General features: G+C 60.8%; 10 protein-coding genes and 1 riboswitch. Of the genes, 4 read left to right on the top strand and 6 right to left on the bottom strand.

All coding sequences use genetic code 11. From position 1 onward, the window contains the following. Nucleotide 1: 1 nt before the first annotated feature. On the bottom strand, nt 2–211 hold the full coding sequence (locus JL39_RS27410; protein ID WP_037158281.1) for a hypothetical protein: 210 nt from the start codon (nt 209–211) through the stop codon (nt 2–4). A gap of 227 nt (nt 212–438) precedes the next feature. Between JL39_RS27410 and JL39_RS27405 the strand changes: the two genes are divergently transcribed. The 3 genes from JL39_RS27405 to ubiA all read left to right on the top strand — a co-directional run bounded on the left by JL39_RS27405 (nt 439) and on the right by ubiA (nt 5,185). Then, nucleotides 439–2,742: a Tex family protein gene (locus tag JL39_RS27405; RefSeq protein ID WP_037158277.1), complete on the top strand. Its 2,304-nt coding sequence runs from the start codon at nt 439–441 to the stop codon at nt 2,740–2,742. Between the two features lie 171 nt (nt 2,743–2,913). Beyond that, complete coding sequence (locus tag JL39_RS27400; RefSeq protein ID WP_037158274.1) at nt 2,914–4,167, top strand: cyclopropane-fatty-acyl-phospholipid synthase family protein; 1,254 nt, start codon at nt 2,914–2,916, stop codon at nt 4,165–4,167. Nucleotides 4,168–4,234: 67 nt separating this feature from the next. Continuing rightward, the gene (gene ubiA, locus JL39_RS27395) at nt 4,235–5,185 is read left to right on the top strand and encodes a 4-hydroxybenzoate octaprenyltransferase (protein WP_037158273.1); all 951 of its coding nucleotides are present in this window, start codon (nt 4,235–4,237) and stop codon (nt 5,183–5,185) included. Nucleotides 5,186–5,271: 86 nt separating this feature from the next. Here ubiA and JL39_RS27390 read toward each other — a convergent pair whose 3' ends face one another. Continuing rightward, nucleotides 5,272–5,838: a DUF6101 family protein gene (locus JL39_RS27390; protein ID WP_037158271.1), complete on the bottom strand. Its 567-nt coding sequence runs from the start codon at nt 5,836–5,838 to the stop codon at nt 5,272–5,274. A 298-nt stretch (nt 5,839–6,136) separates the two neighbouring features. Here JL39_RS27390 and JL39_RS27385 point away from each other — a divergent pair, with 298 nt between their 5' ends. Continuing rightward, nucleotides 6,137–8,713 (top strand): DUF1217 domain-containing protein, encoded by a 2,577-nt coding sequence (locus JL39_RS27385; RefSeq protein ID WP_037159855.1) that lies wholly within the window; start codon nt 6,137–6,139, stop codon nt 8,711–8,713. A 24-nt stretch (nt 8,714–8,737) separates the two neighbouring features. On the opposite strand, the gene JL39_RS27380 is transcribed toward JL39_RS27385, so the two are convergent. From JL39_RS27380 to JL39_RS27365, 4 genes are read right to left on the bottom strand one after another with little or no spacing between them, the layout of a single operon-like run. Beyond that, the gene (locus JL39_RS27380) at nt 8,738–9,118 is read right to left on the bottom strand and encodes a transcriptional regulator (RefSeq protein WP_037158269.1); all 381 of its coding nucleotides are present in this window, start codon (nt 9,116–9,118) and stop codon (nt 8,738–8,740) included. After that, nucleotides 9,115–10,557, bottom strand: a complete 1,443-nt coding sequence (locus JL39_RS27375; RefSeq protein WP_037158267.1) for an FAD-binding oxidoreductase — start codon at nt 10,555–10,557, stop codon at nt 9,115–9,117. Before JL39_RS27375 ends, JL39_RS27380 begins: the two co-directional genes overlap by 4 nt. 12 nt (nt 10,558–10,569) lie before the next feature. Further along, nucleotides 10,570–11,547, bottom strand: a complete 978-nt coding sequence (locus JL39_RS27370; protein WP_037158265.1) for an L-threonylcarbamoyladenylate synthase — start codon at nt 11,545–11,547, stop codon at nt 10,570–10,572. A gap of 32 nt (nt 11,548–11,579) precedes the next feature. Beyond that, on the bottom strand, nt 11,580–12,197 hold the full coding sequence (locus JL39_RS27365) for a DUF6656 family protein (RefSeq protein WP_037158263.1): 618 nt from the start codon (nt 12,195–12,197) through the stop codon (nt 11,580–11,582). A gap of 145 nt (nt 12,198–12,342) precedes the next feature. Then, nucleotides 12,343–12,559: riboswitch (cobalamin riboswitch) on the top strand. Nucleotides 12,560–12,596: the final 37 nt, after the last annotated feature.

Here is a 12,596-nt window from a genome sequence, read left to right as displayed (position 1 = left end):
CCTAATATTGCGACGGGCTCCAGATCTTGCCCTGTCGGATGTTCAGCGTCGTCTGGAAGATCACCCGGTTCCGGTAGGCCAGAAAGGGTACCGGCTCGTTTCGGGACGACGCGTCGTCCAGTTTTTGGTCGAGATACGAAATGATGGATTCCAGCTCTTCGGTTGCAACCGCAGTTTCCAGTGCCAGCATCCTGGCAGCTTTCATAGGCATTCATACCTCCATTGCTCACCGCATCATGCGGCCTGGAAAACGTAGCCACTGATTTGTAAAGATGAGAGGTAGTCACCTATTTTCCACAAATCCGTGGTTAGCAATCGTTGAAGCCTGCCTCGTTTCGGCACGATCTGTACCGCATCCTGTGGACCCAGGCATCGGCAACGTTGCCTTGTCGCAAACTTGGACTATGGTCGCGCCTCCCGATTTGAACGAGGACGCCCATGGCCGCCGATCTCCGTTTCCTTGCCGCTGCGATTGCAGCGGAAATCAATGCCCGTCCCGAACAGGCTGCCGCCGCGATCGGGTTGATCGACGAGGGCGCCACGGTGCCCTTCATCGCGCGCTACCGCAAGGAAGTGACGGGAGGGCTGGACGACACGCAACTGCGCAATTTGTCGGAGCGCCTCGTCTATCTGCGCGAGTTGGAAGCCCGCCGGGCGACGATCGTCGATTCCATCAATTCTCAGGGCAAGATGACCGACGAGTTATCGGCGAAGATCGGCAAGGCGACGACCAAGGCGGAACTGGAAGACCTCTATCTCCCCTACAAGCCGAAGCGCCGCACGCGCGCAGAGATCGCTCGTGAGCGCGGGCTTGGGCCGCTCGCCGACGCGATATGGGCCGATCGTACCGCCGACCCCGCCAGGTTGGCGGAGGCCTATGTCACGGGAGATGTGACCGATGTGAAGACGGCACTGGAAGGCGCCCGCGACATCGTCGCCGAGACGATTTCCGAAAATGCCGACCTGCTCGGCAAGCTGCGCCAGCATATGCGTGCCGGTGCGGTGCTCAAGGCAAAGGTGGTCGACGGGAAGCAGGAGGCCGGAGCCAAGTTCGCCGACTATTTCGACCATTCCGAACGCTGGGCGACGGTGCCGGGCCACCGGGCGCTCGCCATGCTGCGCGGCTGGAACGAGGAAGTGCTGACGCTGACGATCGAAGTGGATCAGGACGACCCGTCACCGGTGAAGCCTGCGCAGCGCATCGTGGCTGCTGCCTTCGACATCCGCGAAAGGGGTGCGGCGGATCGCTGGCTGATGGACGTTGCCGGTTGGACCTGGCGCGTCAAGCTTTCGGTCTCGCTGTCGCTGGACCTGATGCGGGAACTGCGCGAGCGCGCCGAGGAGGAGGCGATCCACGTCTTCGCCCGAAACCTCAAGGACCTGCTGCTTGCCGCCCCCGCCGGCTCACGCGCCACGATGGGCCTCGACCCGGGCATCCGCACGGGCGTCAAGGTTGCGATTGTCGACGGCACCGGCAAACTGCTGGACACGACGACCGTTTATCCCTTCCCGCCGAAGAACGATGTTCGCGGCACCCAGGCGGAACTCGCGGCACTCATCCGCACGCACAATGTCGAACTGATCGCCATCGGCAACGGCACCGGCAGCCGTGAGACGGAAAAACTGGTGGCCGACATGCTGGCGAACCTGCCGGCGTCTCCCTCGGGAACCAAGCCGACCAAGGTGATAGTCTCGGAAGCCGGCGCTTCGGTCTATTCGGCATCCGAGACAGCTGCCGCCGAATTCCCGCAGCTCGATGTCTCCCTGCGCGGTGCCGTCTCCATCGCCCGCCGCCTTCAGGATCCGCTCGCCGAACTCGTCAAGATCGAGCCGAAATCGATCGGCGTCGGCCAGTACCAGCACGATGTCGACCAGACGAAGCTGTCGCGCTCACTGGACGCGGTGGTCGAAGACGCGGTGAACGCCGTCGGCGTCGATTTGAACACGGCGTCCGCGCCGCTGCTTGCGCGTGTCTCCGGCCTCAGCCGCTCGATTGCGGAATCGATCGTCGTGCACCGCGATCAGAACGGACCGTTCGGAAGCCGCAAGGACCTGCTGAAGGTCGCCCGCCTCGGCAACCGCACCTTCGAGCAGGCGGTGGGCTTCCTGCGCATCCCGAATGGCAAGGAGCCGCTCGATGCTTCCGCCGTCCATCCGGAAGCCTATGGCGTCGCCAAGAAGATCGTGGCCGCCTGCGGCCGCGACCTGCGCACCCTGATGGGCGACAGCGCGACGTTGAAAGGGCTCGACCCGCGCAGGTTCATCGACGAGCAGTTCGGTCTGCCGACGGTGAAGGACATCATTGCCGAGCTCGAAAAGCCGGGCCGGGACCCGCGCCCGAGCTTCAAGACGGCCACCTTCGCGGAAGGGGTCAACGAGATCGGGGACCTTCGGCCCGGCATGATGCTGGAAGGCACCGTGACCAACGTGGCCGCTTTCGGCGCCTTCGTGGATATCGGCGTTCACCAGGACGGGCTGGTGCACGTCTCCCAACTCGCGGACAGGTTTGTCAAGGACCCGCATGAAGTGGTCAAGGCCGGCGACGTAGTGAAGGTCCGGGTCGTGGAAGTCGACGTGAAGCGCAAGCGAATCGGATTGACCATGCGCAAGGACGGCGGCGAGGCGGCGCCGCGCGGCGAAGACCGCGGCAAGCCGCTCAGCCCGAAGTTTGCGAAGACGGAAAAGCCGTCCTCGCAGGGCGCGTTCGGTGCCGCACTCGCGGAAGCTTTGAAACGCAGGTAATTTTCGGCTGCTTTTTAAAAATTTCTACCATAAGATGCAGGTCGTCAGGCATGGGTTTGACGGCTTGTTTTTTTGTGTCATTTTCATGGCGGGAATGTGCTTGAAAGTCGCAGAGAAATTATTAGATTTTCGATTTAGTAAGGCAGCCTTAGTATCTATGGAGGTGGGTCCATGGCCTCGTCCCTTCACAATCTCTTCAACACAATCATCAAGACCGGCACCCTGACCGTTCGCGGCTCGGGTGGCGAGCAGCGCTACGGCGGAGGAGGAGGCAGGGCAGTAACCATCCGCTTTGTGGACGAAGCGGCGGAACGGGAACTTGTGAGCGATCCGCAACTCAAGCTCGGCGAACTCTATATGGATGGCCGGCTACGCGTCGAAGAGGGCGATATCTACGAGTTCCTCGCGCTCATCAAGGACAATACGCTGCGTGAGGGCCTGACCTTCGGGATGATCCTGCGTGGCGTTGCGCGGATGGTGGCATCGCAGTTCCGCAATCGCGTGCCGGTCAACCACAACCGGCGGAACGTCGCCCATCATTATGATCTGGACGAGAGGCTGTTCTCGCTGTTTCTGGACGAGGACTGGCAGTATTCCTGTGCCTATTTCAATCCGCCGGGCGTTTCGCTGGATGAGGCGCAGGTAGCCAAGAAGCGCCATATCGTTGCGAAACTGCTTGCCGAGCCCGGCCAGCGGGCGCTGGAAATCGGTTCGGGCTGGGGCGGCATGGCCATGTATCTCGCCGAATCATCAGGCGTCGATGTCACCGGCATCACGCTGTCGACGGAACAGCTCAAGATCTCCCGCGAGCGCGCCGCCAAGCGCGGACTTGCCAACAGCGTCCGCTTCGAATTGCAGGACTACTACTACCTGCCGCCGCGCCAATACGACCGCATCGTCTCCGTCGGCATGTTCGAACATGTGGGCCGGCTGAACTACCGCAAGTTCTTCAACAAGGTGAATGACGTGCTGGCCGATGACGGCGTCATGGTGCTGCACTCGATCGGCCAGCCCTATCCGGCGATCTACAACAATCCCTGGATCGAGAAATACATCTTCCCGGGCGGTTACATTCCCTCGATCGCCGAGGTGATGCCGGCTGTGGAAAAGGCGGGCCTGCTCGTCTCTGACATCGAAATCCTGCCGATGCACTATGCCTATACGCTGCGCCACTGGCGTGAGCGCTTCATGGCGAACAAGGAGAAGGCGGCCGCCATCTACGACGAGCGATTCGTGCGCATGTGGGAGTTCTATCTCGCCGGTTCGGAAATGGCCTTCACCCACGAGAACTTCTTCATCTTCCAGATGCAGATCGTCAAGAAGCGCACCACCGTTCCCGACAATCGGAACTATATCTACGAGCGCGAGGCGGAGCTGAAGGCCTTCGAACAGCGCCGCGTGCCGCTCGACAGGGTCGCGGTCTGAATGGTCGGGAAGCGGGGCGTTTCCGCCCCGCTTGACCGCCGGCTCCGGCGGGCGCTAGAACCTCGGCATGACGAATGCCGACGATTTTACGGGCCGCGTGGCTGACGCCCCTTCGGACAACTGGGTCTACCGCGTTCTGCCGCGGCCGGCCTGGCCCTATGCACAGCTTGCCCGCTGGGACCGGCCGATCGGCTGGCAGCTCCTCATGTGGCCGTGCTTCTGGTCGGCGGCGCTCGCGGCCAATGCCGCGCAGGACGAGGGGATGTTTTCCCTCGGGCTTTTTCTTTTCCATCTGATCCTGTTCTTTATTGGCGCAGTCGCCATGCGTGGTGCCGGCTGCACCTATAACGATCTTGTCGATCACAATATCGATATGGAGGTGGCGCGCACCCGATCGCGCCCTCTGCCGTCTGGCCGTGTGTCTCGTTTTGAGGCCAAGGTGTTTCTGGCAGTGCAGGCGCTTGTCGGTCTTCTGGTGCTGATCCAGTTCAACGCCTTTACGATCGTGCTTGGCATCCTGTCGCTCGGCGTGGTGGCGGTCTATCCCTTCGCCAAGCGCTTTACCGACTGGCCGCAATTCTTCCTGGGCCTTGCCTTCTCCTGGGGCGCGCTGATGGGTTGGGCCGGCGTCTTTGGCAGCCTGTCATGGGCGCCTCTCTGGCTTTATCTTGCCGCCATCTCCTGGACGATCGGTTACGACACGATCTATGCTCATCAGGACAAGGAGGACGATGCGCTGATCGGCGTACGCTCGACGGCACGCCTCTTCGGCGAGGATACCAAGCGGTGGCTGATTGGCCTTTACGGTTTCACGCTGCTCTTCCTGATCTTTGCCTTTGCCGCAGCCGGCGTCGGGTTCTTCGCCTATCTCGGCCTTCTCGCAGCGGCGATCATGTTCGCCTGGCAGGTGCTCATCCTCGACATCGACAATGCCGAACAGTGCCTGAGACTTTTCAAGTTCAACCACCACGTCGGCACGACCCTGTTCCTGGGCCTTGTCCTGTCGCTTGCCGTTTAGTCTTCAAAAGGAAAGAAGCCCGACCGGCTGAGGGTCGGGCTTCTTTCTTATCGCGAGCGGCGGAGGCCAAAGGGACAAACAAGGCCTCAGCGGCGCGCAATGATCTCCTTGCCTTCGATTTTCATCGTCACACCGAGGCTGCCGGTGGTCCGGCGGACCAGGAAACGGGGGCGGCGGCCGGCAAAATAGGAATGGCGGCGGCGTGCAGCCGTGCCGTTCGAGCGCACATCGCCGATATGGTTTTCGAGCGGGCGGGCAATGCCGTCGGCTTCCACCATCAGCATCGGGATGCGGAACGCATCCGACCAGCTCCGCCAGTCGGCGGCGATGTCGCAGAGGTCGTGGGCGACCAGAAGCGGGATGCAGAGATCCGGATCTTCGTGATGGAGTTCCAGTGTGACGGTCACTTCGCCGTCACCGTGGTCGATGGCACGCGCGGCGACACCCTTGAACGCGCGGGCAGGGAGAGCGAAGGAGAGCGGCAGGCCGCTCGAGGGAAGGATCTTGCGCAGCACGGCGCCGCGCTCGTCGATGGTGATAGTGACATCTCCTGATGTCTCGCGCAGCGCATAGGTAACCTGCTGCGGGAAACGAGACGGATCGAGCCTCAATGTCGACCCTGCCCATATGGGCTTCAGAACAGTGTTGGTCATCGGTATGCTACCCTTGTTTTACCTGAGAGCCGTTGCCGGTTTCTCTGCGGGACTTTTGTCCTCTGCAGTTGGAGCATAGGGCTGGCATGTTCGAGACTGCTTAAAAATCGCGGTTAAGGAAGCTTTGCCTGCCTGAATGGTTAGCGAAAGCGCACCCCTTTGGGTTTCCGGAAAGTGAATCGCAGAAATTGTACAGGCGCGGGACAGAAGAGATTGTCGGGCCGAAGCTTGAAAAGCCACGGGCAAGGCTATCCTGCAATGCTTGCGGCAGCATCATTCCGACTCGCGGGGCCTGTCCATGGTATCGACCTATCTGACTTTCGATCTCGTCAATCGCGATCTCCAGAAAAGCCTGAAGCAGGTTGCCAACCAGACCACCGTCGCCAACGATTCGAAATATTACCAGGAAAACATCGGCAAGATAAAAACGGTCGACGAATTCCTGGACAACTATCGGCTCTATTCCTACGCCATGACCGCCTACGGTCTGGATGAGATGATCTATGCCAAGGCCTTCATGAAGCAGGTCCTGGAAAGCGATCTCAGCGATGATAACAGCTTCGCCAACCGCCTCACCGATGATCGGTACAAGGATTTCGCCGCTGCATTCAACTTCGGTTCGTCCACCTCGGATGTCGCTGTCGCCCAATCGGACGGCCAGATGGAAGAGCTCTTCGATACCTATGATCAGACGATCGCCTCGCAGTCGGACAAGATCGAGGAAGACACGCGATACTTCCAGGTGATGCTCGGGACGACCGGCAACATCGATAATGTCGATGAATTCCTGAGGAACGACCGGCTGCGCGAATATATGTTCACTGCCTATGGCATTGATGGGAAATACTACAATTACACCGCCATCCGCGGCGTGCTGACCAGCGATCCGGATGATCCGGACAGTTACTATAACACCGCTTACGGCAGCCGGCTGGACCAATACGATGCCGCCGTGGCCGAGGACGCCGAACTGGAGGAACGGGAAGGGATTCTCGAACTTCAGGACTCGATTGCGTTGGGGGAGCAGCTGAAGGCCGATCTTGAGGCCCAGATCGCCGCCAAGCAGGATGAATTGGACAATGGTGGCGATCCCGATGTTCTGCAGCCTGAGATCGACGCTTTGCAGACGCAACTGACCGAGACGGAGGCGCTGATCGCAAAGGATCAGGCCAGTTTCGAAGAGCAGCAACCCCGTCTTGAAGAGTTGAATGCCAAGCTGGTTCCCGTCGAGCAGTCGGCCCAGCGGCGCGCCGAACTGGCGAAGATCATCAGCGGTACAAAGTCTGATGCCGCCTACCTGGAAGTGATGAAATCCCTCGCCGAGGATTTCCAGTTCAATGCGGACGGTACCGTCCCGGCCGACGGCGCCGTAACAGCGGAAAAGCTGCAGGAAATCGTGGGCGGCTATTTCAACAAGCAGACGCAGGTGACGCATGCCGAAGCGATGTTCAATCAGGAACTCTTCGAGCAGAAGATCGCGACGGCGACGAACGTCACCGATCTGATAGACGATCCGCGTATCCTGCAGTACATAAAATCGGCCTTCGACTTGAACGAGAGCTATATCGTAAAATCGACGATCGACCAGATTCTGACCAGCGATCTCGACGATCCCGACAGCTACGCCAATGTCTACGGCAAGGACCGGCCGCAATATCTGGAACTGGCGAAAGCCTTCAATTTCAATACGGACGGCACGGTTGCGGCCGGTGAAGCCCAGACCGCCCAGCAGACCAGCAAGACCCGCAGCAACTATTTCAGCCGCTGGGATGACAAGCAGGAAGAGGATCTTGCAAAGACGATCAAGTTCTACAAACTGGACCTCGCGGCCATCGAAACACTTGACGATTTCCTGAGCAGCGACGCGCAGACCAGTTATGAGTTCGCCCTGGAGGCAGTCGGCCTCGACCCCTCTTCCGTCTCGAAATTGACGATCAAATACGCATTGAAGAGCGACCTCTCCGATCCGGACAGCTATATCTATCAGCTGAAGGACGAGCGCTTCATCACGCTCGCGAAGCTGTTCAATTTCGGCAAGGATGGCGATGTGACCGCGCCGGTGCTTGCCCAGTCCAATGCGGCGATCACCAATGTCGCCAGGGACTATATCCTGCGCAAGACCCGCTTCCTTGAGGGCGATGAGCTGGAAGCTGCCAAGAAGAAGGCCGAGGAAGAAACGAAATACTATACCGAAACCATGCAGCGCATCGACAGCCGCGATGAATTGCTGGCGGACCGCAAGCTGCTCGATATCCTCCTGACCTCGAAAGGGATAGACCCCTCGACGGTGACGGACGACTTCCTGAAACAGGCCTTCAATTCCGATCTGAGCGACCCGGCGAGTTTCGTCAATACGCAAACGGACAAGAGATTTGCCCAGATCGTCGGCACCTTCAACTTCGATGCCAAGGGTGACATCGACCGCAGCGCTGCCGGCAAGGCCCAGAACGGCGGCGAGATCGCTGCGACCGAGAGCAACTATATACGGCAGCTGCTTGAAACCCAGGAAGGCGAGGAAAACGCGGGTGTCCGCCTGGCACTCTATTTCCAGCGCATGGCCGACACCATCACCGATCCCTATGTCATCCTCGGCGATGAGGCGCTGATGGAGTTCTTCCGTATCACGTTCAGCCTGCCGGAGGAAATCGGCAATATGGACGTCGATCAGCAGGCGAAACTGGTCGAGAAGAATCTCGATCTCGAGGATTTGTCCGACCCGGAAAAGCTCGACAAGCTGATCAGGCGGTTCACCGTCATGTACGACATCGAGAGCAATGCCACGACGACCGCGTCGGCGGCCGATATTCTCAGCGGCAGTTCAGCCGGCATCAGTGCCGATACGCTCTGGGCACTGTCTCAGATCAGGATGGGCTAAGGCGAGTGTTGGGCTGGTCGGGTTTCAGGTTTCGTCGCTCTTGTCGGACGATTCGAAATTCAGATCCGTATTGGCCGCCAACCAGTCGAGATCGGCGCGCATCGCGTCGCGGCTTGCCTCTTCCATGCGCCGGTAACGGGAGAGCAGTTCCCGGCCGAATTCGGTGAGACCGGCCCCACCACCGCTTTTTCCTCCGTGGCGGGTGGAAATCGACGGTTCCCGGAACATCCGGTTGATTTCGTCGCCGAGCAGCCAGGCACGCCGGTAGGACATGCCGATTGCCGCGCCGGCGGCCCGGATCGAACCGTGCTCGGCGATGAGTTCGAGGAGTTGCGCCTTGCCCGGGCCGAGTCGCACGCCATTGTCGAGGTCGATGCGGATCGTCGTCTTCGGCGCCCGGCTCATGGAACGAGCACCTTGCCGGGATTCATGATACCGGCCGGATCGAAAGCCCTCTTGATGCGTCGCATCAGGTCCATTTCGATCGGCGATCGGATATGGGCGAGTTCGTCGCGCTTCAACTGGCCGATACCGTGTTCGGCGGAGATGGAGCCGCCGGCAGCGAGCACGATACCATGCACGATCTCGTTGACTTCCCGCCAGCGGGCGATGAAGGCGGCCTTGTCGGCCTTCATGTCCGCACTGACCGGCTGGGAAATGTTGTAGTGGATGTTGCCGTCACCGAGATGGCCGAAGGCGCAGATGCGGGCGCCGGGAACGGCTGCCACCACCGCCTTGTCCGCCTCCGCCATGAAGGACGGGATTTTCGAGACCGGCACGGAAACGTCGTGCTTGATCGAGCCGCCCTCCGGCTTCTGGGCGTCCGACATGCTTTCCCGCATATGCCAGAGTGCCCTCTGCTGGGCGACTGAGGAGGCAATCACCGCGTCGCGTATGAGACCTGCCTCGAATCCCTGTTCGAGCAGCGACTGAACCATGGTCTGCGCCGTCTCGGCGGAATCGGAAGTGGAGATGTCGATCAGGGCGTACCAGGGATGCAGATCCGAAAGAGGGTCACGCACGCCTTCGATATGGCGGGTGGTAAACTCGATGCCGATGCGCGGCATCAGTTCGAAGCCGGTCAGCGCCGTGCCGCAGAGGTTCGAGGCCCGTTCGAAGAGTTTGAGAGCATCCTCGGGCGAGTTGAGGCCCGCGAGCGCCACCTGATGGCCGACCGGCTGCGGAAAAAGCTTCAGCACCGCGCCGGTGATGATGCCGAGAGTTCCCTCAGCACCAATGAACATGTCACGCAGGTCGTAACCGGTATTGTCCTTCTTGAGCCGTCGCAGGCCGTCCCAGATCTCCCCCGTCGGGAGCACCACCTCGAGGCCGAGGCAGAGCTGGCGCATGTTGCCGTAGGCGAGCACGGCCGTACCACCGGCATTGGTGGAAAGGTTGCCGCCGATGCGGCAGGAACCTTCGGAGCCGAGCGATAAGGGGAACAGCCGGTTGACCGCTTCTGCCGCCTTCTGCACATCGGCAAGAATCGCGCCGCCATCGGCAACAAGCACATTGGCGACCGGATCCACATCGCGGATGTGGTTCATGCGTTCAAGCGAGACGATTAGGTCATTGCCGCCGGTGCGCGGGGTCTGGCCGCCGACAAGGCCGGTATTGCCGGTCTGCGGCACGATCGGCGTGCCGGTTTCGCTTGCAAGCTTGAGGACTGCCGAAACCTCCTGCGTGGAGCCCGGCTTGAGCAGCATTGGCGAGGAGCCTTGGTAAAGTCCACGGCCCTCGATGAGATGCGGCGCGAGGTCTTGCTGGTCGCGCAGCACATGGTTTTCGCCGACGATCGCCGCAAAGCGGTCGAGAAGCTCTGGTTTGGGTCCCGAAATGTCCATCGGCGTCTCCTCTTATTTCCGCGGCGCTGCGGCGCGGGCCAGCCGGTCGTTGATCGCCTCGCCGAGACCGTGACCCGGAATGGGTGTGACGGCGATACGGGTGGCACCGGTCGCATCGGCGCGCTTCAGGTAATCGAACAGATTTGCGGCCGCCTCGGCAAGATCGCCGGAGGGACTGAGGTCGAAAATTGCAGCGGCCTGTTCGATTCCCTTCACCGGAACCGCGCCGAGGCGGATCAACACCTCGCCCGGCTCGACATGATCGGCGTTGAGCCGCACGCTCGCACCCGGCGCATAGTGGGAGGCAAGCATGCCGGGCGCCTCGATGATCGCTGCGGGACCTTCAGGCCGGATGACGGTCAGCCCCGTTGCCGTTTCTATTTCCTCTGCGGCAACCCCACCGGGCCGCAGCAGCCGGAGTGCGCCACCTTCGACGCGGAGGATGGTCGATTCAACGCCGACCGGTGCTGCGCCGCCGTCGATGACGAGCTTCAATTTGTCGCCCAGGTCGTCCGCCACATGTCGGGCGCTTGTCGGACTCACTCCGCCGGACGTATTGGCGCTGGGGGCGGCGAGCGGTTTGCCATAGGCGCGGATGAGGTCGGCGGCAAAACCTTTCGGCAGACGGATGCCGACCGTGTCGAGCCCGGCCGTCGCCAGCGAGTGGATGCCGCTTTCGGGCCTCAACGGCAGGATCAGCGTCAGCGGTCCGGGCCAGAAGGTCTCGGCAAGCTTTTCCGAGACGGGGTCGAAGACCGCATAGCGCTCGGCCATGGCGAGGTCGGACATGTGGCAGATCAGCGGGTTGAAACGCGGCCGACCCTTGGTCTCGTAGATTCGGGTGATAGCGGCGGGATTGGTGGCGTCTGCCGCAAGTCCGTAAACCGTCTCGGTCGGGATCGCGACAGGAAAACCGTCTGCCAGGACGGCACAGGCGCGCTCGAGCGCCTTTTCGCGATCCGTGGTGATGTCTATGATTTCGGCTGTCATGTCCGCCGTCAATAACGCGGACTCGTCCGCCGTCAAAGCTTTTTGATGATTTCGCGAAGCGCTTCGCTTGAAGCACCGAGCATCAGCACGTTCTTGATCGCCTCCATCGGATCGTCGGTCCTGAACAGGAGCCCGTTCCTGCGGATCGAGCGGTTGATCCGAAAAGGCTGGCCAGGCTCGCTTTCGATCGCGACCGCGAAATACATACGCGCATTCATATGGCTGATGCGCTCGAAGAATTTCTCTTCATCCTCACCGATCTCAGAGAAGAAATTGGCGATGTAGAAAGACCAGCGCACCGGCACGCGAGACGCGAGGAGAGTCCGGGCGGCCGTCACGTGGCAATAGCCGAGATGCGGACGGTCATCGAGCGTGCGATGGAAGATGACCTTAGGGAACTGGATTGAGCGGTGGAAGGCGTTGATCCGCTCGTGGCTTTTTTCGCCTGCGGCCTCCAATCGCTTGCCTGTGCGTTCCGCGACCTCGGTGTAACTGAGATAACGGCGTTCCTCCGGTGCCCAGATTGGCTTGTAGCGTGTGATGCGCCCGGTCCGCAGAAATTCCGAATGCACGGTCGTTTTTGTCGCCGCCGGAACAGGAGGAGCCGGCGGAGGAGCTTCGAAGTAGCGGATCTTTGCCTTTGCCTGCACGATGGCGCCGCTCCCATTGAGGCCGGGATTTTAGGATTCAACTCTTAATGACGAGTTTCCCTTTCGCGAGGCTTGAGAAAGGCCGTCGTCAATGCGGTTGCCGATGTCGCAATGTCATCTATGCGGCAAGTTTGGAGGATGGTTATATCCGCCTCAAGCTCAAGGTGCCGTCCCGCTAGGGAGGGGCGGAGAATTGGGAAGCCGGTCGAAGCCCGGCGCTGCCCCCGCAACGGTGGTGGAGCTCGAAGGCCTGGCGGAAGCCACTGGGAAAGAGCCGCAAAGGCTGCCCGGGAAGGCGCCAGGCCGGTCCCGCAAGGGGCAGCTCCTGAGCCCGGAAACCAGCCTGAAGTGAACGAGATTTTGACCGATCGCGGCGGGCGTTCGGACAAGGAGACTGGC

Origin of the sequence: Rhizobium sp. YS-1r, assembly GCF_000757525.1 — a bacterium.
Classification (GTDB): domain Bacteria; phylum Pseudomonadota; class Alphaproteobacteria; order Rhizobiales; family Rhizobiaceae; genus Neorhizobium; species Neorhizobium petrolearium.
The sequence above is the reverse complement of the archived record's forward strand: the minus strand, read 5'-3'. Positions and strand labels throughout refer to the sequence as shown.